The following is a 24,158-nucleotide window of genomic DNA, read 5'->3' as shown; positions in this document are numbered from 1 at the left end:
CCCCCCCCCCCCCCCCCCCCCCCCCCCCCCCCCCCCCCCCCCCCCCCCCCCCCCCCCCCCCCCCCCCCCCCCCCCCCCCCCCCCCCCCCCCCCCCCCCCCCCCCCCCCCCCCCCCCCCCCCCCCCGCGCCCCCCCCCCCCCCCCCCCCCCCCCCCCCCCCCCCCCCCCCCCCCCCCCCCCCCCCCCCCCCCCCCCCAGCAGGGAAACAATACGTTTGGCCAGCAGCAGCCGCAGCAGCAGAACAAGTCGCGCAACGAGCAGCAGGGCCAGAACCAGCAGCAGCCGAAGCTGAAGCAGCCCAAGCAGCCGCGTCCGCAGCAGCAGGACGGTGACAAGCCGGCCGAGAAGCCGCAGCGCAACGCCGCCGATGCACCGGCCGAAGCCGTGACCGCGGCAGCAGCCGTGGCCGCCACCGCCGTCGCCGCCAATGTGGTGACCGCGCAGGAAGCCACTGCCCCGGTTGCGCCGGTTGTGCCGCTGGCCGCCGCTCCGGTGGACGCCGCAGCACCGGTCGAGACCGCTGCCAACGCTGCCAGCGAGGCCGAGGTGATTGCGGTTGCCGGTGAAGAGGCTGCAACCGACCCCAATGGCGAGCAGGCAGGCGAAGGCGCGACCCGCCGTCGCCGTGGCCGTCGTGGTGGCCGTCGTCGTCGTCGCGGTGGCGCCGAGAACGCCGCCGGCAGCGATTCCCTGAGTGATGACCAGGACGATGGTGATGACGGTGATGACGCCGATGGCGCTGAGCCGAACATCGACAACCCTGCCGGCACTGCGCCGGCCGCCGCCGCACAGCCGACCCGTTCGCAGCCGGAGTTCGATTTCGATGACGAAGCCGAACCGGTCGCTGTCGAAGCCGAGAAGCCGGCCCGCGCTGCCGCCGCTGTTGTCGCCGCGCCGGTCGCGGTGGTGAGCAGCGCCGTGGTCGAGGCTGCCGCACCGATCACCGCCGAAGTGCCGGCGCCGGTCGAAACCGCAGCCAAGGCAGAGCCGGTGTCCTCGCCGGTGCAGACCAGCATGCTCGATGCCATCGACGCAGCAACCCCGGCGCAGCCGGTGGCCGCTGCTGCTCCGGCGGTCGAAGCAAAGCCGGTCGCGGTTGAAGCAGCCCCGGCTGCGGAAGTCGCTCCGGTGATCGAGGCCAAGCCGGCGGCAGTCGAGGTTGTACCGGTGGCTGAAGCCAAGCCGGCCGTTACCGAAACCGCTCCGGTGGTAGAAGCCAAGCCGGAGATCGTTGAGGCTGCTCCGGTGGTTGAAGCCAAGCCGGTCGCCGAGCCCGTCGTGGTCGCCGAACAGCCGGTCGCGCCGGTGGCGGTGGAAGCCGCGCCGGTCGAAGCCGCCGCCCCGGTCGCCGAAGCGGTGGTGACGCCGTCGATCGACCCGGTCGCCGACGGCCACACCGACGCTGCCGCCCAGGCGGCCGAAGCCAAGGCCGACGAAGAAGATGAAGAGGCCGCCAAGCGCACGCCGCCGGCGAACTGATCAATCTTTGATCGCCTGAAACGAAACGGCGGGGATCGATGATCCCCGCCGTTTCTGTTTGTGCCGTGCCGTGGTGGTTGCCGACGTTGGTCGGCGGCGTTGATTCAACGCACGCGGATACGTCCGTGCCAATCAAGGTTGGCACCTACCGAAGCAGGTTTGCTCAGGGTTTCGGCGCGAACTGCAGGCGGGTCCACACGCCGTAATGGTCCGAGGCCCAGCGACCGCTGTCGTCGGGCTGGTCGAACAGGATCTTCGCCTCGCGCGCAACCATCTCGTCCTGCTGGAAGAAGATGTGGTCGATCCGGGAGGGCGCCTGGTAGTAGTGGCGATTGAGCGTACTGACCCCGGCAAGGTCGGTGTTCACGTGCACGCTGCCGTAGCTGTCGCCGTAGTGGCTGCGCAGCTCGCTCAGGTCGCCGGCATCCACCAGTGCATTGAAGTCGCCGGCGATCACCACCGGAGCACCAGCCGACGTCGCAGCGATGAAGCGCAGCAGGTCCTCGACCTGGCTGCGGCGGATGCGTTGCCCGCTCTCGTCACTGCGCTCGTTGAGATGCGTGGCGTAGACGTTCACTGGCGTGCCGTCGACGTCGATGCGCAGGTGAGCAACCGTGCGGTAGTCGTCCAACGGCTGCAGCAGATGATCGCCGTGGGCAAGGATCGGTCGCCGGGTCAGCAGTGCATTGCCATAGCGCTTGGGCGCGCCCACCGGATCGGTGGACACGAACACGTACTTGTAGCCGAGCTGGCTTGCCAGCCACTGCGCCTGGTTGCGCACGTTGCGGCGCTGGATCACCTCCTGCAGGGCAACCGCATCCGGCTGCAGGCGCTTGAGCTCGGCCAGGATCGTGCGGCGCCGGCTCGGCCAGTCTTCGCGGTCATGATGCAGGTTGAAGGTGACCATGCTCATGCCTGGCGCGGAGGCAACGTCAGCCGCTGTCGCGGTGGCCGGCTCGGCCGCCATCAGCGCACCCGGCAATGCCAATGCAATTGCCAGCCCCAGGGCACGCACGGTCGTGCGCACCCCTGCCCCTTGCTGCTTCATCGTTACTGCCCCTTGCGCTCGGCGCGGCGCACCGCGCCCGGTACATCGATCTCGACCCGCGCCGGCAGCTGGTGCACGTGCAGTTCCTTGTTGACCCATTCGGCCGCTTCACCGTTGATGGTCGCCTCGCCCGGATCGCCGGCGTACGGCCACGGCAACACCACGCCACCGACCGGTGGCAGCAGGCCCGGCTGTATCTCCAGCACCAGCTGCTTGTCGCTGCGCTGCAGGCGGTAATTGAGCTGGCCCTGCGGCGTGCGCAGGCCCTGAACGGCGATGCCCTCGCCCTGCAGCCACGCGCTCGGCACGCCAGCGGCCAGCACCAGCGCATCGTCCATGTCGCGGTTGTAAGCGAACATGTCCAGCGCCGAACGCACGAAATCCGAGGCCACCCACGCGTGCGGCAGGTCGCCGACGAAGAACGGCTTGCGCGGGGTGCGCGAGACCACTTCGGCCCACTGGTTCCAGGCCTGCGGCGCACGGTCCTTGAAGAAGAATTCGGTGGCCTGCCAGGCGCGGTCACGCCAGCCCAGGCGCACGAAAGCGGCCACGTTGCGCCACTCGTACGGGGTGTAGTCCTTCCACTCCCGCTTGCCATCGCGACGGGCCACGAACTCCTTCCAGTAGCGCTCGAAGGTCGCCTCCAGCGCCTGCTGCGGCAGTCGGCCCTGCTCGCCGCCCGGCGCCAGCGCGATGGTGGTCGAGGTCGCATCGAAATCGCCCAGTTCGGCCGAGCCCGGCAGGTAGTCGATGGTGTGCTGCTGCATCGCCGACAGCAGCGATGCCTGCAGGTCATCACGGAACTGGTCACGCGATTCAGCGATCTGCATCGCCTCGACCTTGCCCAGCTGGGTCGCAAGCAGCGCCGCGTCCTTGTAGCCGCGCAGCGCCCAGAAGTTGTCCCAGTACGAATGCATCGGCTTGGCCGAATAGCCTTCGTGGCTGATCGAGGCCGGCATCATCCCGTAGAAGGCCGGGTTGCGCGCGCGGTTCTCTTCGGTGCGCTCGCTGGCGCGCAGCTGCTCCATGTAGGTGTAAGCGCCCTGCACGTGCGGCCACATCAGCTCGGTGAAGGTGCTGTCGCCGGTATAGCGCCCGTACTCGGCGATGCTGTAGATCAGCTCACCGTGGCTGTCGTTCTCCGGCACCGGGTCGCTGCCGCGCGCGTCGACGCAGCACGGCACCTTGCCGTTCTCGAACTGGTACGGCGCATACCAGTTGATGTAGTCACGCACCGCATCGCTGCGCCCCATGCGCAGCAGGCCCTCGGAAATCATCGCGCCATCGCGGATCCAGCTGCGGGCATAGGAACGCGTGCCCGGCTGCAGGCGCGGCCCGACGCGCGAGATCAGCATGTGCGCGACTGCCGTGCGCAGGGTGTCGACCAGCGGCTGGCCCGCAGCGGGCACCTGCAGCGAGACCACGCCCAGCTTCTGCCGCCACTGCTCGGTCACCTGCGCCTGCGCCTTGGCCACGTCCAGCGCCTTCGGCGCCCAGCCACCGGTCTGCGGCAGTACCACCGCCACCTCGCGGCTCTGGCCGGGCTCGAGCTTGATCGTGTAGATCAACGCGCCCGACGCCATGCCGGTGCTGTCCTTCACTGCGGTGGCTGCCGGGTACTTGCCGTCCGCCAGATGCATCGCATCGAGCTTGCCATCGAACGTGCTGGCAAAGCGCGCATCCGGAACCTGCAGCGGGTAGATGCGCGGCTCGCCGTTGACCCGCACCAGCTGCTCGCCGACATCCAGTGCATCGATGCGGCTGAAGCCACCGACGGTATTGAGGAACTGCGTGGGCGGATTGACCTGCCACGGCCGGATCGCCAGTGCCAGGGTGTACTCGTGTGCGACCTTGTCCGGATTGCTCAGCCGGTAGCGGCCGATCAGCTGCGCACGCTCCGGTGTGCCCTGCACGAAACCGGTCACCGCCAGGCCGGCCTTTTCATGCACCCAGTCGACATTGGCGATCGGCAGGTAGTGATCCTGCAGCGACTGGGTGATCGCGACCTTTGACCAGTCCAGCAGCTTGCCATCGAGGCGGATGAACGGCTCGATGCTGAAGCTGCCCTTGGCCGGCTCCAGCGCGCCATCTTCGCTGATCAGCGCCTGTTCCTGGCCGCCATCAAGGCCGAGCAGGGTCCAGTACGGCTGTTCGCCCACATAGGCACGCGGCAGCGAGCCACGCGGCAGATCGGCGGCCACCGAGGACAGGAAGGCATTGGGCGTGGCGGCGAACGCCAGCGGCTTCAGTGCGATGTCACGGATGCCGTAACGCCAGTTCGGGCCATCCTGCAGATCGAAGCGCACGTAGCGTGCATCGGTATCCGGCAGCGCCAGCCAGTCACGGCCACCGGCGCCGCTGGTCACCTCGCGCACAGTGCGCCAGTCGCGGCCATCTTCCGAGGTACGCACGGTGTAGCGGCGCGCTTCCAGATTCGGCAGCCAGTCGATCACCGCACCGCCGATCTCGCGGCTCTTGTGCAGGTCCAGGCTGATGGTCTGCTGCTTGACGCCACCGCTGATCCAGAACGTATCGCTCTTGCCATCGATCATGCGGTCCTGCAGCGCGGTGGCGGTATCGGCGATCACCGACGGCACCAGCGCCGAATCATCCTGCGGCGGCAGGCCCTGCAGGGTCAGCTTGTCGAAGCACACCGTGCCGCGGCCGCCGACCTTGCTGTAGATGGTGAATTCGACGGCGGCGCTGCTCGCCATGTCCTTCCCGGGCGACGGCCCCCACGCCTTGTCAATCTGCCGACGCCGGTACTCGACCGGCGTCCATGCCCTGGGGAAGCTGTAGCCGGGACGGTTGACCCACCAGACGTTGTCGCCGCTGGCGTCGATCAGCTTGAACTGCAGGTCGTTGCCCGGCGAATCACCGCGCAGCTGGAAGCCGAAGCGGTAATTGACCGGGTACTCGATGTTCAGCGCACGACGGATGCCGACGTAGCCGGAGACATCGTGGAAATCGTAGTCCAGGCACAGCGCGCGGCCACCGCCGGCGCCGCTGACCGGACGCAGCGAACCGCTGACCTGGTCGGACAGCACCAACTTCCAGGCCGCGATGTCGTCGAAGTCGTCCAGCACCTTCGGTGCCGGCAGCGCCGGGGGTGCGGCGATCGCCAGGGAGGTCCACAACAGGCCCAGTCCAACGGCGATCGCTCGCTTCATCCCTTGACGCTCCCCAGCAACAGACCTTGGATGTAGTACCGCTGCAGCACCAGGAACAGCGCCAGCACCGGGACCACGGTGACCACCGCGCCAGCCATCATCATTTCCACGTCCATGATGTGCTCGCGCGAGAGGGTGGCCAGCGCCACCGGCAAAGTGTAGTGCTCCTGGTCGGTCAACACGATCAGCGGCCACATGAAATCGTTCCATGCGCCCATGAAGGTGAAGATCGCCAGGGTCACCAGCACCGGCTTGAGCATCGGCAGCACGATCTGGAAGAAGATACGCAGCTCCCCTGCCCCGTCGATGCGCGCCGCCTCCAGCAGTTCGTCCGGAATCGAACGCGCGTACTGGCGCACCAGGAAGATGCCGAACACGCTGGCCAGCGCCGGCACGATCACGCCACCGAAGCTGTTGACCAGCCCCAGCTGCTTCATCAGCAGGAACAGCGGCAGCATGGCCACCTGCGCCGGAATCACCAGCGCCGCCATCAGCACCTGGAACAGGCGCTCGCGGCCGACGAAGTTGAGCTTGGCGAAGGCATAGCCGGCCATGGTATTGAGCAGCAGCGAACCGACCGTGATGCCGAGCGACACCAGCAGGCTGTTGGCGAAGTTGCCGCCCATGCCGGTGCGCGCGAACAGCTCATGGTAGTTGTGCGTGGTGACGCTGGAAGGCAGCAGCGGCGGCGGGAAATGGCTGGCCTCGCCCTGCGGCATGAACGAGACCGACACCATCCACAGCAGCGGCGCCAGGCTGACCAGGGCCAGCACCAGCAACGCGCCATTGATCATCCACGGGTACCAGCGCGACTGGCCGATTTCACGACTCATACCAACTGCCTCTTGCGGCCGAAACGCAGCATTACGGTGGTCACCGCCAGGATGATCAGGAACAGCAGGAACGCCACAGCCGAGGCGCGTCCCAGGTTCCACCACTTGAAGCCTTCCTCGAACATGAAATACAGCACGCTGACGGTGCTCTGCAGTGGGTCGCCGCGGGTCATCACGTACGGTTCGGCGAACAGCTGGAAGTAGCCGGACACGGTGATCACCCCGACCACCAGCAGCACCGGGCCGAGCATCGGCAGGGTGATGTGCAGGAACTGCTTCCAGCGCGAGGCGCCATCGATGCGCGCGGCCTCGTACAGGTCATGCGGGATCGCCTGCAGGCCGGCCAGGAAGATCACCATGTTGTAGCCGAAGTTCTTCCATACCGCGAACAGCATGATGGTCGGCATCGCCCAGTTGGGATCACCCAGCCAGTCGATCGGGCTGATGCCCAGATGGCCCAGCCCGTAGTTCACCAGACCGTAGCTGGTATGGAACAGGTAGCGCCAGATCACCGCCACCGCCACCAGCGTGGTCACCACCGGCGCGAACAGTGCGGTGCGGAACAGTGCCTTGAAGCGTGCGGCCGGCGCATTGAGCAGCATCGCTGCGCCCAGCGACACGCCGATCGACAACGGTACGCCGATCAACACGAAGTAGGTGGTATTCCACAGCGACTTCCAGAACATCGGCGTCTGCAGCAGGTCGATGTAGTTGCCCAGCCCGACAAAGCGCAGGTTGCTGCTGTCGGCCAGTGCATACAGGTCGAAGTCGGTCACGCTCAGCGCCAGCGCCGAGGCCACCGGCAGGCCGAAGAACACGCCCAGCACGATCAGCGAGGGGCCGGCGAAGATCCAGCCGGCAAGCGAAGTACGTTTCATTGCGCGCTCCCGGCGGCGACGGCACTGCTGGATCGCGGCGACGATACGCGCTGCTGCAGGCGTTGTTGTTCATGCATCCAGCGGCGCTTGGCCAGCACCTTGTCCACGCGCTGGTCGAGTTCTTCGACGGCCTTGTCCTGCGGCAGACCACCACGCACCACCTTCTCGGTGACGATGCGCATTTCCTGCACGATGCGCTCCCATTCGAGCACCTTCGGCGTCGGCTTGACCCGCTCCAGCTGGTCACGGAACGCTGCGGCCAGTGGATCGTTGGCCAGCGACGGCGCGCTCCAGGTGCTGCGACGTGGCGGCAGGTCGCCGATGATCGAATGGAAACGTGCCTGGATCTGCGGGCGCGACAGGAACTCGATCAGCTTCCACGACGCTTCCTTCTGCTGCGACTTGCGGAAGATCACCAGGCTGGTGCCTCCGGCGATGCCGGCCCCTGGGCCGTCCGGCCCCGGCAGCGCGGCCGTGCCCCACTGCCCTTCCAGTTCCTTGGGCTGCAGCTTCTTGAACTCGCGGATGTTCCAGGGGCCGGAAATGTAGAACACGTTGAAGCCACGGAAGAACTCGTCCCAGACGTTGGAGATCTGCGTCTCGGACATCTTCGGCGCCCAGCCCTGCTCGAACATGTTGGCGTAGAAGGCCAGCGTGCGGCGGAAGCCCGGGCTGGCGAAGTTGCCGCGGGTGTCGTCGTCGCGCAGCAGCGGGTCGGGCTGCTGCAGCGCCAGCGACAGCTGCTGCTCGAATTCGTTGATCGGCATCAGCACCGCATAGCGGTTCGGGCCCTGCATGCGCTTGATCGCCGCCATCTGCTCGTCCCATTCCTGCCACGTGCGCGGTGGGTGGTCGTAGCCGGCCTTGGCCAGCAGGTCCTTGCGGTAGTAGATCAGGCGGGTGTCGACATACCACGGCACACCGACCAGCTCGCCGTGGATCACGTTGGTATCCCAGATGCCCTGGAAATAATCCTTCTCATCGACCACGGCCGAATGATCGACGAACGGCTGCAACGGGGTCAGCGCATCGAGCTCGGCAAACTCCGGCACCCAGGTGTTGCCGAGCTGGCAGACATCCGGCAGGCCATCGGCGGCGAACGCGGTCAGCAGCTTCTCGTGCGCGGCGGTCCACGGGATGTTCTGCACGTCCACCTTGATGCCGGGGTTTTCGGCTTCGAACTCATGGATCAGCTCGCTGACCACCTCGGCTTCGCGGCCCATCGCCCAGAAGCGCACGGTAGTGGTGCCCGGTTCGGTACGGGCGCAGCCGGCCACGGCCAATGCGGCCAGGGCGGGCAGCGTCCAGCGGCGCAGGCGGTCGATCCAGTTCGGCATCGGGTTACTTGCCCTGGCCTGTGGTGCGGTTGGCATTGTTCTTCTGTTCCTGCGCGGCAGCCGCGCGTGATTCGGCGATACCCACCGCGCGTGCCGCCGCGGCCTTTTCGTCTTTCTGCAGTTCCAGCGGCTGGAACGACCCCTCCGGCGCCAGCCAGCCACCACTGAATCCGGCCCGCTCCAACCCCTTGCGGATGTACGGGTTCTTCTTCATCACTTCCCAGACGAAGTCGTTGCGGTAGTTGGCGATCATGGTCAGGATCGGGCCCTGGTCGATGGCGATGTAGTCGCTGGCGACCCAGCCGCGATCAGGCACCACGCGGCCGGTCTTGATCGGGATGTCGTAGTTGAAGCTGGGGTTGAACGAATCCAGGAAGCCGTAGCTGGAATAGATGTAGTCGCCGTATCGCTTGTGCATCTCCAGCGTGGCCGGGATCACCTGTTCCGGCGCGAACACCACCGACGCGATCGCGGCAGTCGGCGCGATGGTGCCGTCATCGAAGTTCTCGCGCAGGCCGGCGCCGCGCGAAGAGTAATGGCGGAACTGGCGCTGCTCGCCACGATACTCCTGCGTGGTGTTCTGCGGGCCATCGCTGGCGGTCAGGCCCCACACGTTCTCGCCGTAATCCTTCCACTGCATCGGGTTGGCGATGGCGTATTCGCGCTGGGCCAGCGCGGCCGAGCGGCTGTTGAGGAAGTAGGTGCTGCCGCGCTCGCGCATGTACGCGTCCTGGATGTCGCGGAAGTCGATCCAGACGTGGCTGTACTGGTGGCCGAACAGCGGGCCGAAGGACAGGTATTCCTGGCCCTGGTAGACACCCCAGTCGTTGTCATAGGTACGCGTCCAGACCGTCCACGCGTCCGGGCTGACCGGGTGCGTCGGCGACCCCAGGGCGAGGATGTAGACCATCATCGCCTCGTTGTAGCCCATCCAGTCATGGTCGATGAAGCCACTCTCGGGGAACCAGCCCATCGAGATCAGCGGCGCACGCTGCTGCAGCCAGGGCCAGTCGACCTTCTTGTACAGGGTGTCGGCGATCTGGCGGATCTCCTTCTCGCGCGGATCGTCTCCGTCGTAGTACGACTGCGCGAACAGCACGCCCATCATCAGCAGCGCCGTATCCACCGAGGACAGTTCGACCCAGCTGTCGTAGCGACGACCTTCCTGCATGTCCAGGAAGTGGTAGTAGAAACCCTTGTAGCCGGCCTTGCCGGAACGCTGCGGGCCCATCGGCACGTCGCGGAAGAACTTCAGCGTGGTCAGGGTGCGGTCGATCGCCTGGTTGCGGCTGACCCAGCCGTTCTCGATGCCGATCGGATAGGCAGTCAGTGCGAACCCAACCGAGGCGATGCTGGCGAACGGCCGCGACGGATAGCGGTCCGGGGTCAGCCCGTTGATCTCGTTGGTGGTGTCCCAGAAGAACTGGAAGGTGCGGCGCTCGATGTCATCGAACAGCGGCGGCAGCTCAGGTTTCATGGGCCGCGGTGGTGCGTCGGCCTCGATCAGGATCACCGGTGGGCGCGGCTTGGCAGGCTCCTGCTGGGCCGGCTGGCAGGCGGCCACGGCCAGGCTCAACGCTGCGGCGGACAACAGATGGCGTGCCTGCATGGCGCGGTTCCTCCGGTGGTCTGATCGATGGGAAAGCATAACGTCCAATGATCTGAAATCGTTTACAAGGTGCGTTCTTAAAAAACCACGAACATCGTGGCCTGACACCGCGATCATTGCCCACGCCGCTGCCCCCTGGCCGGCAGCGGCGTGGGCAATGGACCGGCACGGAGCCGGCCATTGCCGTTTTCACGCGATCGATGCCGCCGGCGAACCGGCGGCATCTGGGTCGTGCATCTACATCCGGGCTTAGAAGCGGAAGCCCACTTCGGCCTTGACCTGGCGCGGCGTACCGACGATGTCGCCGGTCTCGTTGTAGCTCGCGGTCAACTTGCCATTCTTGTAGTAGTTGTAGTTCGAGAAATTGTCGAAGTTGAACACGTTGATGATGTCGATACGCGCATACAGCTCGGTATCGCCCGGCATCTTGAACGTCTTCGTCGCCTGCAGGTCGACCGAGCGATAACCGAAGATCTTGCCACCCAGCAGGAACTTGCCGTTGCCACCCGGAACCGCCGCCATCGGGGTCGGCAGGTCGAAGCCATTGGCCTGCGGCACGCCGTACCAGTCGTTGATCGCGGTCGGGGTGGCCAGGGTGATCTTGCCACCGAAGGTGATGCCCCAGAAGCCCGCATACGAACCGGTCACCACCAGGCGGTGACGCGGCGCGCCGTTGGAGCGGATGGTCGGGTAGTCACCGATCACGCCACGGTCGAACGCGTAGTGCTCGTTGATGTCACGGTTGTGGCGGGCGGTGGTCCAGGTATAGGCGATGGAGGTGCCCCAGCCGCTTTCCTGGGTGAACGGCTTCTGCGCCGACAACAGGATCTGGGTCGCACGGGTCTTGATGCCCTGCTGGCCGATGATCAGGCTGCCGAAGCCCGGCACGTTGCAGCTCCACGCCTGGCTCAGGCCGGCCTCGGTGCCACCGCACAGGCGCGGGTCATCGAAGAAGTTGCCGGTCGGGTAGCGGTTACCCAGGGTGAAGGCAAAGCCATCGTAGGTCAGCGTGCGCGCGATGGTGGCGTCGGTCAGCCAGTCACCGATCTGGTTGCTCATGCCCAGGCTGAACTGGTCAGCGTAGGGCACCTTGAGATTGTTGTTCAGCAGGTCGACTTCCAGGCCGGCGTTGCTGGTCGAACCGACCAGACTCTGCAGGTTGCCGATACCGTTGAGCAGGTTCGGATTCCAGTCATAGCAGGCGGCGTTGCCCTGGAAGCACTGGCCGGTGGCTGGGTTGCGGAAGTAGATGGTCGGCTGCGGCAGGGCCAGCTTGGTGGTTTCCAGCTGCAGGTAGTCGAACAGGTCACGGTCGTAGGAACGGCCGGCACCACCGTGGATCACGTGCTGCTCGTCGGCATTGATGTCATACGAGAAACCCAGGCGCGGCTGCCAGGCATTCTTGAATGCCTTGCGGTTGTGGCCGTTGCTGATGTAATCGTTGATGTTCAGGCCGCTCAGCGCCAGCGTGTCGGCGTAGCTCTGGCCAGCGGCGGCACGCGGATCCTGCGCGAACAGCGCATTGACCACTTCCGGCGGGGTCACGAAGTCCAGATAGGACGGGTTCTTCTCGTAGTCCCAACGCAGGCCGAGGTTCAGCTGCAGGTGGTCGTTGACCTGCCAATCGTCCTGGATGAACAGGCCGATCTGCTTGACCTTCGAACGCACTTCACCCGACACGCCGGACACGCCGGTGACCGGCTTCACGAACTGCGCCTTGTACGGGATGCTGTCAGGGAAGGCCGGGTTGTCGATGGTGTAATAGAACTGCGGATTGATCTGCGCCGCATCGGAGGCGTACAGGTCGATCTGCTTGTACTTGGCGCCCATCTTGATGGTGTGGTCGCCAGCCCACTCGATACCGTCCAGGGTCAGGTTGTCTTCGATCGACCAGCCCTTCTGGCCCTTTACCTGCGACGACATCGCCGAGGAACCACCGATCGAGACGATGGCGCGCTCCTCGCTCTTGCCGTCCGGCGCGGTGTAGTTGAAACCGTTGCCCATGCTCAGCGGCTTGGGATTGTTGAACGAATCCTCGTGGGTCACCATCAGCTCGTTGTAGTAACGCTCACCGCTGTGGTTCCAGCGCAGCGCGTAACGACGGTCGGTGTTCTTGGTTTCCTTGCCGTGCATCGGCGCGGTCTGGTCCGAGAACTGCTGCTGGGTTTCATCGCGGTCCTGGAAGGTCAGTTCCAGGCGATCGTTGTCGGTCGGCTCGAAGTCGACCTTGGCGAAGATCAGGTCCTGCTGGAACGGCTGGCTGGCCGGGCCCAGGCCGGCCTGGGCATCAGCCGGGACGCGGTTGGCCTTGTTGGTCACCGCACCATGCGGTGCGATGGTCACCGGCAGATCGAAGCGCTTGGCTTCATAGGTCACGAAGAAGTGGGCCTTGTCCTTGACGATCGGGCCGCCCAGGGCGAAGCCGTATTCCTTCTCGGCAGAATCCTCCTTGCCCTTGCCCGGCTGACGCTCGGCCGGGGTCATCGCGCGCATGCTGTCGTTGGTATAACGGTAGAAGGTTTCACCCTTGAACTCGTTGGTACCCGACTTGGTCGCGGCCGTGACCGCTGCACTGGACACCTGGCCGTACTCGGCCTTGTAGTTGCCGGTGATGACCTTGTACTCGCCGATGGCCAGCTGCGGGAACGGGTTACCGGCACTGCCGGACTGGCCGGCCACGCCGCCGCCCTTGACGTAGCTCTTCTGGCCCACACCGTCGATGTAGACGTTGGTGCCGTCGGAGTTGGTGGCACCGCCGCGCAGCGAGGTGTTGCCCTTGGCGTCGCGGGTGAAGATCATGCCCGGCACCGCGTCAGCGAACTCCAGGAAGTTGCGCGAGACCTGCGGGGTGGTCTGGATCTGCTGCAGGCTGACGGTCTTGCCGACTTCGGACGTGCGCACTTCCTGCAGCAGGGTCGGCGCGACGACGTTGACAGTGTCCAGGTTGGTCGCCGCGGTCGAACCCGGCGTGCTGCTGGCGGCACCGGCAAAGTTCAGGGTGGCGGTCGAAGCCACGGTGACGGTGACCTTCTGCGACTGGCCGTTGGCGACCACGTCGTAGGTGCCCGGGTCCAGGCCCATCAGCGAGTAGCTGCCATCGGCACGGACGGTGCCGCGACGGACGGTACCAGTGGCCACGTTGGTGGCGGTGACTTCAGAGCCAGCCTGGGCGCCGGCAACCTGGCCGCGCAGGCTGGCGTTGGCCGACTGCGCCATGACGTTCGGAGCAGCGGCCAGCATCAGGCAGCTGACCAGTGCGGTGCTCAGCAGCCGGCGCGCCGGCGTGCGGAAGGTGGTATGCATCATCAACTCAATCTCCGGGTGGCGGTGACCGCTCGCGCGGTCCCTGCGATCAATCAAAAAAGAAGGAACGCCTCTGGCTTCAACGGCCCGATGGCGGAGTGGTGGAATCGCGAACTATCAAGCGGGGAACCAGGGTCTGCTTGTCCCCTGTCCCATCCGTGGAGGTGCCGTCCATCAACTGCATCAGGCGCGTCATGGCCCGATCGCCGAGCTCGGCGATGCTGACCTGCATGGTGGTCAGCGACGGGTGGACGAAACGCGCCAGTGGAATGTCATCGAAACCCGCCAGGGCGACATCGGACGGCACATGGACCCCTGCCTGCGTGAAGGCATACAGGCACCCCAGGGCCATCATGTCGTTGGCGGCAAACACGGCATCGGGCAGCGCTCCGGCTGCCAGCAACTCCTGACCGGCGCGATGGCCGGAAGCTTCGTCGAAATCACCGGGCAGCTCGATGCCTTCGGCGTCACTGCCGAAAGCCGCCAGCGCGTCACGGAAGCCGCGCAGGCGCTCGCGCGCGTCGAAGTTGAGGTCCGGGCCAGAAATGAAAGCGATGCGGCGGTGACCGGCATCGAGCAGATGGCGGGTCATCGCCATCGCACCGGCATGGTCATCGATGCTCAGCACCGGGTGGTCCTGCCCGGGCAGATAGGTGTTGATCAGCACCGTCGGCAACGACTGCGGCAGGTTGTCGGTCAGGAAGCCGGGGCTCTCGGCATAGGGCGAAAGCACCAGCAGGCCGTCGACGCGGCCGCGCATGGCACGCAGGGCCGCGCCCTGCTGTTCCTGGTCACCGTGGTAGCTGGACACCAGCAGGTGCTGGCGGCGGTTGCGGGCGACGTTGTCGATGCCGCGCATCAGCTCGGAGAAGAATTCGCCGTACAGGTCAGGCAGCACCACGCCCACCGTATTGGTGCGGCGGCTGCTCAGGCTGCGGGCGGCGGCGTGCGGGGTGTAACGCAGCCGTGCGGCCACCTCCAGCACAAGCTGGCGGACCGGTTCGGCGACATTTTCATGCCCGTTGAGCGCGCGGGAAACCGTGGCCACGGAGACCCGGGCTTCGCGTGCGACGTCTTTGATTGTGATAGCTGCCTTGTTCACGAAGCCGCCCTCCACGGCTTGGACCTACCAGCATTGGCGCGGAATGTAAGCGTTTCCATCTGGGCTTGTAAACAGTCCGTTAGGCGAATGTCCTGAAATGGACATGGAAATCTGTCTGTGGCAGGCCCGCAGAGGGACCCGCCAGGACAGCGTGGGACAAGGGCTCAGCCCTGTTCTGACGGGGTCAATGCGCGAATGGACAGCGCGTGGATGTCGGTCTCCATCATCACCCCCAGCGCGGCATAGACAGCGCGATGCCGGGCCAGCGGACCCAGTCCCGCGAAGCGTTCGCTGACGATATGCAGGTTGAAGTGACCGCGGCCATCCCTCGCACCCGCGTGGCCGGCATGCCGATGGCTGTCGTCTTCGATTTCCAGCACGCTGGGGGCCAGCGCCTGTTGCAGTGCGTCACGCATCCGCTCGATCCGCTCCGCGTTCACGGCAGGACCTTGCGGAACGGACGCACCTGTACATGGGTGTAGACGCCCGCGGCGACGTAAGGGTCGGCATCGGCCCAGGCCTGGGCCTGCACGACCGACTCGAACTGCGCGATCACCACCGAACCACTGAAACCGGCCGGGCCCGGGTCCTCGCTGTCCACTGCCGGGCACGGCCCGGCCAGCAGCAGGCGGCCTTCGTCGCGCAGCGCGTGCAGGCGCGCCAGGTGTTCCGGCCGCGCCTGCAGCCGCTGCGCCAGCACATCCTGGCCGTCATAGCCTTCAATCACATACCACACGGCATTTCCTCGCTTGCGTTGTCGGGTGCGCAGATTCTAGCCAATGCGGCCCCCGCCCCGGCCCGGCTGGACACTGGCGCGACAAAGGCTTACCCTAGGCTCCATTGCACGTGGCTGGATGCAGCAGCCCGTCGGTTTTTGCGGCCAACGCAGCCCCCGACGACCGTCCCGCTGCTTCAAACCGGCCCACCTGGCCGGGCCACGTAGACGACCTCCCCGTAGTTCCGTCGCTGCCGTTTCCTGCGGCGCGTCCTGCTGTTTGATATGTGTGGAATCGCGCCGATCCCGGCGTGTCTGGTGCCCTGGGGCTCCGTGGCCCTGGCCCGGCGAACCCGGTGCCGCGACTGGTCCGTTGCAATCCTGATGTCCATTAGATGACTTCCGAACTCGCGCTCGACGCGAACCCGCCAACCCGGCCGCCCGCCCCCCAGCAGCAGGAAATGCCGCTGGCCGTGGTGCATGGGCAACCGGTCCTGCAGATTCCGCAGGACCTGTACATTCCCCCGGATGCGCTGGAAGTCATCCTGGATGCCTTCGAAGGCCCGCTGGACCTGCTGCTGTACCTGATCCGCCGCCAGAACCTGGACGTACTGGACATTCCCGTGGCCGAGATCACCCGGCAGTACGTGGAATACATCACCGTGATGCGCGAGCTGCGCTTCGAGCTGGCCGCCGAGTACCTGGTGATGGCCGCGATCCTGGCCGAAGTGAAGTCACGCATGCTGCTGCCGCGCCCGGTCAGCGAAGACGGCGATGAGGCCGATCCGCGCGCCGAGCTGGTGCGCCGGCTGCAGGAGTACGAACGCTTCAAGCAGGCTGCCGAGGACATCGACGCCCTGCCCCGCCAGGACCGCGACACCAGCGTGGCCCATGCCTTCATGCCCGACCGCGCTGCGGTGAAGCTGCCGCCACCGGTCGACCTGAAGGAAATGCTGCTGGCCCTGCACGACGTGCTCAAGCGCGCCGAGCTGTTCAGCGGCCACGCCATCAAGCGCGAGGCGCTGAGTGTGCGCCAGCGCATGGGCGACGTACTGGGTCGTCTGGAAGACGGCAAGTTCTATCGTTTTGAAGGGCTGTTCACTGCTGAAGAAGGCAAGCTGGGCGTGCTGGTCACGTTCCTGGCGGTGCTGGAACTGGCCAAGGAACAGCTACTGGACATCGTCCAGGAAGAACCGCTGGCGCCGATCTACGTGAAGTCCCTGGCCGCCGGCAACACCAATGCCCCGCTGCAGTTCAGCAGCGAGTTCGACGACAACGACGCCGCCAACGAGAACGAGTGAGCGCTGACTGCCGATGGACCAAACGCTGATCAACCGCATAGTCGAGGGCGCCCTGCTGGCCTCCAGCCAGCCGCTCACCCTGGCCCAGCTGAAAGACCTGTTCCCGGAAGAGGAGCCGGCACCGCCGGGCAGCATCGAACGTGCGCTTGAGCGCCTGCGCGAAGCCTGCGAAGGCCGTGGCGTGGAACTGGTCGAGGTCGCCTCCGGCTTCCGCTACCAGGTGACCGGCGAAGTGCATGGCTGGATCAGCCGGCTGTGGACCGAACGCAAGACCCGCTACACCCGTGCCACCCTGGAAACCCTGGCGCTGATTGCCTACCGGCAGCCGATCACCCGTGGCGAGATCGAGCAGGTGCGCGGCGTGGCGGTCAGCAGCAACATCATCCAGGCGCTGGAAGAACGCGAGTGGATCCGCGTGGTCGGTCACCGCGATGTGCCCGGCAAGCCGGCGCTGTTCGGCACCACCAAGGGCTTCCTGGACTACTTCGGCCTGAAGCGCCTGGACGAGCTGCCGCCGCTGTCGGAACTGAAGGACCTGGGCGAGCTGGAACCGCAGCTGGCCCTGGACCGTGATGCACCGGCCGCCGCCAGTGCCGACGGTCCAGACATTTCGGCTCGCGCCGATGGCGCTGCCGCGAACGATGACACCGGCCTGGCCGGCAGCGACACCCCCGATTCCGCCGATGCAGCGTCTGCGTCGGCTTCCGATGAGCAAGCACCTTCGCCCCTCGATGATGGGCACCCCGATTCCGCGCCGGGCGAGCGCGCGGTGACCCTGAACGAACGCGAAGACAACGCCGTCGCGATGACGACCGTGGCTGTTGACCAAGCCGATTCCGAACCAGAGGCCGACCTCGAAACCGTCGGCCGGAGCAAAACTGATGAGTGACACCCCCCGTAACAAGCTCTCGCTCAAGCGTGAAGCCACATCCGAACAGTTCAAGCTGGAAGAGCGCCTGCACAAGGTGCTGGCCCAGGCTGGCCTGGGTTCGCGCCGCGCGCTGGAACAGCGCATCGCCGAAGGCCTGGTCAAGGTCAACGGTGAAGTCGCGCAGACCGGCATGTCGGTCAAGAGCGGCGACAAGATCGAGCTGGATGGCCGCGGCTTCGTCGCCACCGCCCTGGCCGAACCGTCGCGCGTGCTGGTCTACAACAAGCCGGAAGGCGAAGTGACCACCCGCGAAGACCCCGAAGGCCGCCCGACCGTGTTCGAGTCGCTGCCGCCGCTGAAGGGCGCGCGCTGGATCGCGATCGGCCGCCTGGACATCAACACCACCGGCCTGCTGCTGGCCACCACCGACGGTGAACTGGCCAACGCCATGATGCACCCGTCGTTCGAGGTCGAGCGCGAGTACGTGGTGCGCGTGCGTGCCCCGGAAGGCGAGGAGAAGGTCTCCGACGCCATCGTCGACCGCCTCGCCCGCGGCGTGGCGCTGGAAGACGGCCCGGCCAAGTTCGACGAGATCGAACGCATCGGCGGTACCGATTCACACGACTGGTTCCGCGTCGTGGTGAAGGAAGGCCGCAACCGCGAAGTGCGCCGCCTGTGGGAATCGCAGGGCTGCCAGGTCAGCCGCCTGAAGCGCACCCGCTACGGCAAGGTGAGCCTGCCGCGCGAACTGGCCCGTGGCCATTCGGTGGAACTGGGCACCACCCAGGTGGAAGCCCTGCGTGCGCAGCTGAAGCTGGAAGAAGGCGCGCCGTCGGCGCTGACCCTGCAGCCGGTGATCGGCCAGCGCCGCGCCGCCAAGACCACCGTGCGCGTGCGCGAAGGTGGCCGTGGCAATGCCTACGTCAATGGCCACAACACGGCCGATGAAGGCCGCGAGCTGCGTCGTTTCGACAACGTCCGCGAAGACCGCGGCCGTGGTCGCGGCGGCAAGGGCGGCGGCTTCAAGGGCGGCCTGACCGTCAGCGGTGAAGCGGCGGCCAAGCAGTCGCAGAAACCGTTCAAGCAGCGCGCACCAAAGAACGACCGCTCGCTGCCGGAAGGCAACCCGGCCGCGTTCCGCACCTGGTACGTGCCGGACGGCGTGAGCACCGGCCCGAGCGGCCATCGCAACGCCGGTCCGGGCGCACGTGGCCCGGGTGCCCGTGGTCCGGGCGCGGGCGGCCAGGGCCGTCCGTACGGCAAGCCGAAGGGTCCGGGCGCTGGCGCCGGTGGCGGCCAGGGCCGTGGCGGTTTTGGCGGTGAAGGCCGTGGCGGCGCAGGCGGCCAGGGCCGTCCGGCCGGTAGCGGCAACCGCTCGCAGGGCCAGGGCAACAAGCACCCGTACGGCCATCCGGGCAACGCCCCGAGCTTCCCGTCCGACCACGCCACCCCGGGCTTCAACCCGTATGGCAGCCCCAAGCCGGCACACGGCGCCCGTCCGGGCGGTCGCGGTCCGGGCGGTGGCAACAACCGTGGCCCGGGCGGCAATCGCGGCCCCGGCGGTCCGGGTGGCAACCGTGGCCCGGGTGGCCCCGGCGGCAACCGCGGTCCGGGCGGCCCGCGCCGCAGCGGCCCGCGCGGCGGCTGATCGCTGGCACGCATGAAATGAAAAACCCCGGCGCAGGCCGGGGTTTTTCTTTAAAGAGCGTGGCGCTGGAAGGCGGCAGGTGTGGTGCCGGTCATGCTGCGGAAGAAGGCGATGAACGGACTCTCGGCGGAGAAGCCAGTGTCCTGCGCCACATGCGCGACGCGATTGCCGAGCAGCAGCAACTCCATGGCCCGCATCAGTCGCCATTGCTGGCGCCAGGCCTGATAGCCCATGCCGGTATCGCGTTGCATCAACCGGCCGACCGTGCGCACGCTCAGGCCCGCACGCGCGGCGAGCTCGCCCAGTTCGGGCGGCAACTGCTCGGCCAGCGGCAGGCAACGTGCGATCCGTGGATCACGCGGCAGAGGCAGGTCCATCGGCGCCACCGGTGCAGCAGCGATCTCCAGCACGCACAGCGCCAGTTGATGGTGCGCGTGCGGTGCCCGCCAGTCATGGTCGAACGGTGCCTGCGCGATCGGTTCCAGCAAGGCCTGCAGCAGCGGCCCCACGCCGATGATCGCCGGCTGCCGGGGCAGCTGGGCCGACAGGGTGGCGTTGAAGTACAACGAACGGTAGTCGACCGCCTGGCGCATCTGCGCGCGATGGCGCAGCCCGCCCGGAATCCACGCCGCGCGGGCGGGTGGTAGCAGGCTGATGCGATCACCGTAGGTGAGGCGCGTACAGCCCTGCCGGGTGTACAGCAATTGCGCACGTGCATGCTGGTGCCAACCCGAGTCGTGATCTGCCAATGAGGCCGCGATCCCCAGCACTGGAGCGCTCCAGGCATCGGCGTCGAAATACGCGTCCGGTTGCAACCAGGCCATGTCCGATTTCATACATTCAATGACAGGATAGAGAGAGTGCGCCATTGCACGCGCCACCACAATGCGCGGCCCTGTTTGCGGAGCGCCCGCATGTCGCGTCGCCTGTTGTTGCTTACCATCGCGCTGCTGATGTTCCCCCAGCTTGCGCAGACCCTGTACAGCCCTGCCCTGGCCGACCTCGCCGGGCGCTTCGCACTGCCCCCTGCCGCCGCCAGCCAGGCCATGAGCCTGTACCTGTTCGGTTTCGCCGCCGGTGTCCTGCTATGGGGGCGGCTGGCCGACCATATCGGCCGTCGCCCTGCCCTGCTCTGCGGTCTGGCTGTGTTCGCACTGGCGGCCTGCGGCGGCCTGCTGGCCAGCACGTTCGGCCACGTCCTGCTGGCCCAGGCACTGGCCGCGCTGGGTGCGGCGGCGGCCTCGGTGGTAACCCAGACCGTACTGCGCGACCGCCTGAAGGGTCCCGCGTTGGAGCAGGCGTTCTCATGGATCGGCATGGCGTTGGCCTTGAGCCCGGCGATCGGGCTGGCACTGGGCGTGCTGCTGGTGGACCGCCATGGCTATGCCGGCGTGCAGGCCGGCCTGCTGCTGAACGTCATAAAGCTGATTCTCGGATGGCCATCCCGCCAGCACGAGATCCCCCCAGCCCAACTCCTGCAAAAACACCTCCAGCCACTGTTGGGGCAGCTGCTGCGTGATCGCTGGATCTGGTCACAGGCGCTGCTGGTGATGGCGTTCAACGTGGCCATGTACAGCTGGTACGCGTTGGGCCCGTTCGTGTTCGAACGCCTGCACTGGCCGCTGGCCTGGTTCGGTGCCAGCGGCGCGGTGCTGGCACTGGGCTCGGCGCTGGGTGCATGGGGCAATGCTCGCCTGCTGCGCGCAGGCATTGCCTCGGCCACGCGCATCCGGCTCGCCGCGGGACTGGTGCTGGCCGGCGGGCTGTTGGCTGCATTGCTGCGCAATCAACCGGCACTGGTCGCGGCGATGGTACCGGTGGTGGCCGGTTTCGGCCTGGCCATTCCCAATGTGCTGGGCCAGGCCCTGCGCGGATACCCGCACTGCCTGGGCAGCGCAGGCGCCCTGTTCGGCCTGCTCTACTACCTGCTGATCGGCGCAGCGATGGCCGTGGTCGGTGCACTGCAACTGCTGGCACCGACCCTCATCCTGTGCGGCCTGCTGGCCCTGTGGCTGCAGCGGCCGGCACGGCTCAGCGCCGGCTGATGGTGAAGGCGGCGCCGTCCACGCCCAGATCCCAGCCCTTGCCGGTGCCGGACAGGGCCAGCGAAATATCGCCCTTGGTCATAACCTGCGCATTGCTGGACTTCACCGCACCAGCATGCGCGCCGACCGACGCGTAAGTGCCCAGCAGCTCGTTGACGCTCACGGCGCCGGTGAAGCTGCCGCGGCCATTGGTGATCTTCGACTTGCCGACCGTCAGGCCGCCGCCCTTCATCTCGATGCGCACCGGCATGCTGGCGCCATTGCTGCAGGTGACCGTGCCATTGCCGGATGCGGTCTTGTAGATCAGCGACCAACCGGACAGGTTGTAACGCAGCTCGCAATCGAGGTTGCCGGCAGCCTGTGCGGCCGGCGCCAACGATGCGGCGGACAGGGCCAGCAGCAGTGCGAAGGACTTGTTCATGGCAGGACTTCCAGTTCGGTCGGACTGGTGGCGAATCTAGCAGCGCGCGCGTGCAGGTTGGATGCAGGCGCGCGCGCTGGTGCGGCAGCGTTCAGGCCGTCGTTCAGGCCTGCTCGTCGAAGTGGAAAGCATCGGCGTCAAGCATGGCCGGGAAGCGCGCGCGATGTGCGGCCAGCGCCTCGGCCGAAATGGTGGTGGTGACCACCTGTTCCCGCTCACGGATTTCCACCTGCGGCTGGCCAAGGAAATCCAGCACCGCGCTGTCGCCGGCGTAATGCAGCTGGTTGCCGTCGACACCGACGCGGTTCACCGCCGCCACGAAGCACAGGTTCTCGATCGCCCGTGCACGCAACAGGGTCTTCCACGCGTAGGCGCGTGCCGACGGCCAGTTGGCGACGAAGATCTGCAGGTCGAAGTCCAATTGCCCGGGACGCTCGACGTTGTAGCGGTTGCGGCAGAACACCGGGAAACGCAGGTCGTAGCAGACCTGTGGATTGATCCGCCAGCCTTTCCATTCCACGCTCAGGCGCTCACGGCCAGCAGCATAACGTTCGTGCTCGCCACCGTAGCGGAACAGGTGGCGCTTGTCGTAGTACCGCAGCCCGCCATCAGGCGTGGCAAACAGCAGGCGGTTGTAGACGCCTTCACCATCGCGCAACTGCACGCTGCCGATCACCGCCGCATTCAATGCCCGTGCCTGCTCGCGCACCCAGGCCACGGTCGGGCCGTCCATGCCTTCGGCCTGGGCGATGGCGTCGTTGGAGAAGCCACTGGTGAATGTCTCCGGCAGGATCACCAGATCGGTGGTGCCGGCCAGCGGTGCCAGCAGCGCGCCGTAGTAGGCGCGGTTGCCCGCCGGGTCATGCCAGCGGGTGTCGCCCTGGACGAGGGAAATGCGCAGGTCCTGCATGGTCACTGATCCGCTCACAGCAGGCGCAGGCGTTCGATCGCCGCGTCCATGGTCGCTTCGTTCTTGGCGAAGCACAGGCGCACCAGGCGCTGGCCGGCCGGCGGATTCTCGTAGAACGGCGACAGTGGGATGGCAGTGACGCCCTTCTCGATGGTCAGCCACTTCACGAATTCGTGGTCCGGCAGGTCACTGATGGCCGAGTAGTCGACCAGCTGGAAATAGCCGCCCGGCACCGGCAGCGCCTTCAGGCGGGTGCTGGCCAGCTGCTCGCGGAAACGGTCGCGCTTGGCCTGGTAGAACGCGCCCAGCTCCAGATGGTGTTCCGGCTCGTCGCGGATCATCGCGGCGAAACCGTACTGCGCCGGGCCGAAGCTGGTGAAGGTGTTGTACTGGTGCACCTTGCGGAACTCGGCGGTCAGCGCCGGCGGCGCGATTGCATAGCCGATCTTCCAGCCGGTGCAGTGGTAGGTCTTGCCGAAGCTGGAAATGACGAACGCGCGTTCGCGCAGTTCCGGGTAGCGCAGCGCCGATTCATGGCGACGGCCGTCATAGATGATGTGCTCATACACTTCATCGGAAATCAGGTAGATCTGCGTGTCGCGCAGCAGTTCGGCCAGCGCCTGCATGTCCTGCGCCGACAGCATCGCACCGGACGGGTTGTGCGGGGTGTTGACGATCAGCATGCGGGTGCGCGGGGTGATCGCCGCACGCACGCGGTCCCAGTCAACGGCGAAGGTCTGCGGATCCAGCGACACATGCACGGCCCTGGCACCGGCCAGGTCGATCGCCGGTTCATAGCAGTCATAGGCCGGGTCGAGCACGATCACTTCTTCGCCGGCACGCACCACGGCGTGGATGGCGTTGAAGATGGCCTCGGTACCGCCACTGGTGACGGTGATCTCGCTGTCCGCATCGACCTGCGCGCCGTAGCAGTCCAGTGCCTTCTGCGCGATGGCCTGGCGCAGCGGCGCCACGCCGGTCATCGGCGGGTACTGGTTGAACCCGGTGGCCATCGCCTTGGCGGTCTCATCGATCAGGCGCTGCGGCGCGGAAAAGTCCGGGAAACCCTGGCCCAGGTTGACCGCGCCGTGTTCGGCAGCGAGCTGGGACATCACGGTGAAGATCGTGGTACCGACCTTGGGCAGCTTGGTGTTGGGTTGCATCGGCCTGGAGTCTGGGGGAACGAGGCCCAGAAGTGTACGAAATCCACGCTGCGACTGTGGGTTCAGCCGGTAGCGGCCGGGCTTGGCCCGCGGGGCTTTTGTTAATTCTTGCGGCCCCCGGGCCTGGCCCGGCGGTTCCGGGTCAGCAATGTCCCGTCCAATTTACGGGCCCGAGCCGGCTGTACAAACCACGCACTTTAAAAACCCGCCTAATGTGGCCGGCAGGCGGCGTTGGGTTTGCCGCTATGTAGACGCCGGCTTGGGCGGGGGGGTATTCGTAATTGCCCGCGGCGGAGGCCTCGGGGTGTCGCGGGGGTCACTTGGG

General features: G+C 66.6%; 18 protein-coding genes and 1 pseudogene. 5 read left to right on the top strand and 14 right to left on the bottom strand.

The window, feature by feature from the left end; translation table 11 throughout:
- Positions 1–192: 192 nt before the first annotated feature.
- Positions 193–1,479, top strand: a pseudogene (locus tag QRO91_RS13475) (ribonuclease E/G); the annotation flags it as partial.
- A gap of 163 nt (positions 1,480–1,642) precedes the next feature.
- Here the strand turns inward: QRO91_RS13475 and QRO91_RS13470 are convergent.
- From QRO91_RS13470 to QRO91_RS13425, 10 genes are all read right to left on the bottom strand, one after another.
- Positions 1,643–2,527: an endonuclease/exonuclease/phosphatase family protein gene (locus tag QRO91_RS13470; RefSeq protein WP_049430603.1), complete on the bottom strand. Its 885-nt coding sequence runs from the start codon at positions 2,525–2,527 to the stop codon at positions 1,643–1,645.
- Between the two features lie 2 nt (positions 2,528–2,529).
- The gene (locus QRO91_RS13465; protein WP_285310431.1) at positions 2,530–5,697 is read right to left on the bottom strand and encodes a discoidin domain-containing protein; all 3,168 of its coding nucleotides are present in this window, start codon (positions 5,695–5,697) and stop codon (positions 2,530–2,532) included.
- On the bottom strand, positions 5,694–6,530 hold the full coding sequence (locus tag QRO91_RS13460; RefSeq protein ID WP_049430599.1) for a carbohydrate ABC transporter permease: 837 nt from the start codon (positions 6,528–6,530) through the stop codon (positions 5,694–5,696). Before QRO91_RS13460 ends, QRO91_RS13465 begins: the two co-directional genes overlap by 4 nt.
- Positions 6,527–7,408 carry a carbohydrate ABC transporter permease gene (locus QRO91_RS13455; protein ID WP_005410323.1) on the bottom strand — a complete coding sequence of 294 codons (882 nt, stop codon included), beginning with the start codon at positions 7,406–7,408 and terminating at the stop codon, positions 6,527–6,529. Before QRO91_RS13455 ends, QRO91_RS13460 begins: the two co-directional genes overlap by 4 nt.
- Complete coding sequence (locus QRO91_RS13450; RefSeq protein WP_049430597.1) at positions 7,405–8,745, bottom strand: sugar ABC transporter substrate-binding protein; 1,341 nt, start codon at positions 8,743–8,745, stop codon at positions 7,405–7,407. The genes QRO91_RS13455 and QRO91_RS13450 overlap by 4 nt, the downstream gene beginning before the upstream one ends.
- Positions 8,746–8,749: 4 nt before the next feature.
- Positions 8,750–10,354, bottom strand: coding sequence for a glucoamylase family protein (locus QRO91_RS13445; RefSeq protein WP_197650437.1), 1,605 nt, complete (start codon positions 10,352–10,354; stop codon positions 8,750–8,752).
- 249 nt (positions 10,355–10,603) lie between these two features.
- A complete protein-coding gene (locus QRO91_RS13440) occupies positions 10,604–13,660 on the bottom strand; it encodes a TonB-dependent receptor domain-containing protein (RefSeq protein ID WP_049430593.1) in 3,057 nt (1,018 codons plus the stop codon).
- A 76-nt stretch (positions 13,661–13,736) separates the two neighbouring features.
- Positions 13,737–14,774 carry a LacI family DNA-binding transcriptional regulator gene (locus tag QRO91_RS13435; RefSeq protein WP_012480808.1) on the bottom strand — a complete coding sequence of 346 codons (1,038 nt, stop codon included), beginning with the start codon at positions 14,772–14,774 and terminating at the stop codon, positions 13,737–13,739.
- Between the two features lie 149 nt (positions 14,775–14,923).
- Positions 14,924–15,175 carry a BolA family transcriptional regulator gene (locus QRO91_RS13430; protein ID WP_197632419.1) on the bottom strand — a complete coding sequence of 84 codons (252 nt, stop codon included), beginning with the start codon at positions 15,173–15,175 and terminating at the stop codon, positions 14,924–14,926.
- A gap of 20 nt (positions 15,176–15,195) precedes the next feature.
- On the bottom strand, positions 15,196–15,495 hold the full coding sequence (locus QRO91_RS13425; RefSeq protein WP_049430587.1) for a YciI family protein: 300 nt from the start codon (positions 15,493–15,495) through the stop codon (positions 15,196–15,198).
- Between the two features lie 374 nt (positions 15,496–15,869).
- Here QRO91_RS13425 and QRO91_RS13420 point away from each other — a divergent pair, with 374 nt between their 5' ends.
- From QRO91_RS13420 to QRO91_RS13410, 3 genes are read left to right on the top strand one after another with little or no spacing between them, the layout of a single operon-like run.
- Positions 15,870–16,775, top strand: coding sequence for a ScpA family protein (locus QRO91_RS13420; protein WP_049430585.1), 906 nt, complete (start codon positions 15,870–15,872; stop codon positions 16,773–16,775).
- Between the two features lie 13 nt (positions 16,776–16,788).
- Positions 16,789–17,664: an SMC-Scp complex subunit ScpB gene (gene scpB, locus QRO91_RS13415; RefSeq protein WP_197620229.1), complete on the top strand. Its 876-nt coding sequence runs from the start codon at positions 16,789–16,791 to the stop codon at positions 17,662–17,664.
- Positions 17,657–19,294 (top strand): pseudouridine synthase, encoded by a 1,638-nt coding sequence (locus QRO91_RS13410; protein WP_197620228.1) that lies wholly within the window; start codon positions 17,657–17,659, stop codon positions 19,292–19,294. The genes scpB and QRO91_RS13410 overlap by 8 nt, the downstream gene beginning before the upstream one ends.
- 50 nt (positions 19,295–19,344) lie before the next feature.
- Here QRO91_RS13410 and QRO91_RS13405 read toward each other — a convergent pair whose 3' ends face one another.
- The gene (locus tag QRO91_RS13405) at positions 19,345–20,118 is read right to left on the bottom strand and encodes a helix-turn-helix transcriptional regulator (RefSeq protein WP_285310430.1); all 774 of its coding nucleotides are present in this window, start codon (positions 20,116–20,118) and stop codon (positions 19,345–19,347) included.
- 90 nt (positions 20,119–20,208) lie between these two features.
- Between QRO91_RS13405 and QRO91_RS13400 the strand changes: the two genes are divergently transcribed.
- Positions 20,209–21,339 (top strand): MFS transporter, encoded by a 1,131-nt coding sequence (locus tag QRO91_RS13400; RefSeq protein ID WP_285310429.1) that lies wholly within the window; start codon positions 20,209–20,211, stop codon positions 21,337–21,339.
- Here QRO91_RS13400 and QRO91_RS13395 read toward each other — a convergent pair.
- The 3 genes from QRO91_RS13395 to QRO91_RS13385 all read right to left on the bottom strand — a co-directional run bounded on the left by QRO91_RS13395 (position 21,326) and on the right by QRO91_RS13385 (position 23,833).
- A complete protein-coding gene (locus QRO91_RS13395) occupies positions 21,326–21,760 on the bottom strand; it encodes a hypothetical protein (protein ID WP_049430579.1) in 435 nt (144 codons plus the stop codon). The genes QRO91_RS13400 and QRO91_RS13395 overlap by 14 nt on opposite strands.
- A gap of 103 nt (positions 21,761–21,863) precedes the next feature.
- Positions 21,864–22,670 carry an amidohydrolase gene (locus tag QRO91_RS13390; RefSeq protein ID WP_285310428.1) on the bottom strand — a complete coding sequence of 269 codons (807 nt, stop codon included), beginning with the start codon at positions 22,668–22,670 and terminating at the stop codon, positions 21,864–21,866.
- 14 nt (positions 22,671–22,684) lie between these two features.
- Positions 22,685–23,833 carry a pyridoxal phosphate-dependent aminotransferase gene (locus QRO91_RS13385; protein WP_285310427.1) on the bottom strand — a complete coding sequence of 383 codons (1,149 nt, stop codon included), beginning with the start codon at positions 23,831–23,833 and terminating at the stop codon, positions 22,685–22,687.
- Positions 23,834–24,158 lie beyond the last annotated feature (325 nt).

It is taken from the genome of Stenotrophomonas maltophilia group sp. Smal32 (assembly GCF_030237085.1).
Classification (GTDB): Bacteria; Pseudomonadota; Gammaproteobacteria; order Xanthomonadales; family Xanthomonadaceae; genus Stenotrophomonas; species Stenotrophomonas maltophilia_Q.
Note: the sequence above shows the minus strand (reverse complement) of the source record. Positions and strands in the feature narration are given on the sequence as shown.

Excerpts from the sequence above, each read along its gene's own strand:
- QRO91_RS13470 (WP_049430603.1), bottom strand. The coding sequence starts at position 2,527 with ATGAAGCAGCAAGGGGCAGGGGTGCGCACGACCGTGCGTGCCCTGGGG.
- QRO91_RS13465 (WP_285310431.1), bottom strand. The coding sequence starts at position 5,697 with ATGAAGCGAGCGATCGCCGTTGGACTGGGCCTGTTGTGGACCTCCCTG.
- QRO91_RS13460 (WP_049430599.1), bottom strand. The coding sequence starts at position 6,530 with ATGAGTCGTGAAATCGGCCAGTCGCGCTGGTACCCGTGGATGATCAAT.
- QRO91_RS13455 (WP_005410323.1), bottom strand. The coding sequence starts at position 7,408 with ATGAAACGTACTTCGCTTGCCGGCTGGATCTTCGCCGGCCCCTCGCTG.
- QRO91_RS13450 (WP_049430597.1), bottom strand. The coding sequence starts at position 8,745 with ATGCCGAACTGGATCGACCGCCTGCGCCGCTGGACGCTGCCCGCCCTG.
- QRO91_RS13445 (WP_197650437.1), bottom strand. The coding sequence starts at position 10,354 with ATGCAGGCACGCCATCTGTTGTCCGCCGCAGCGTTGAGCCTGGCCGTG.
- QRO91_RS13440 (WP_049430593.1), bottom strand. The coding sequence starts at position 13,660 with ATGATGCATACCACCTTCCGCACGCCGGCGCGCCGGCTGCTGAGCACC.
- QRO91_RS13430 (WP_197632419.1), bottom strand. The coding sequence starts at position 15,175 with ATGCGTGACGCACTGCAACAGGCGCTGGCCCCCAGCGTGCTGGAAATC.
- QRO91_RS13420 (WP_049430585.1), top strand. The coding sequence starts at position 15,870 with ATGACTTCCGAACTCGCGCTCGACGCGAACCCGCCAACCCGGCCGCCC.
- scpB (WP_197620229.1), top strand. The coding sequence starts at position 16,789 with ATGGACCAAACGCTGATCAACCGCATAGTCGAGGGCGCCCTGCTGGCC.
- QRO91_RS13410 (WP_197620228.1), top strand. The coding sequence starts at position 17,657 with ATGAGTGACACCCCCCGTAACAAGCTCTCGCTCAAGCGTGAAGCCACA.
- QRO91_RS13405 (WP_285310430.1), bottom strand. The coding sequence starts at position 20,118 with ATGGCCTGGTTGCAACCGGACGCGTATTTCGACGCCGATGCCTGGAGC.
- QRO91_RS13400 (WP_285310429.1), top strand. The coding sequence starts at position 20,209 with ATGTCGCGTCGCCTGTTGTTGCTTACCATCGCGCTGCTGATGTTCCCC.
- QRO91_RS13395 (WP_049430579.1), bottom strand. The coding sequence starts at position 21,760 with ATGAACAAGTCCTTCGCACTGCTGCTGGCCCTGTCCGCCGCATCGTTG.
- QRO91_RS13390 (WP_285310428.1), bottom strand. The coding sequence starts at position 22,670 with ATGCAGGACCTGCGCATTTCCCTCGTCCAGGGCGACACCCGCTGGCAT.
- QRO91_RS13385 (WP_285310427.1), bottom strand. The coding sequence starts at position 23,833 with ATGCAACCCAACACCAAGCTGCCCAAGGTCGGTACCACGATCTTCACC.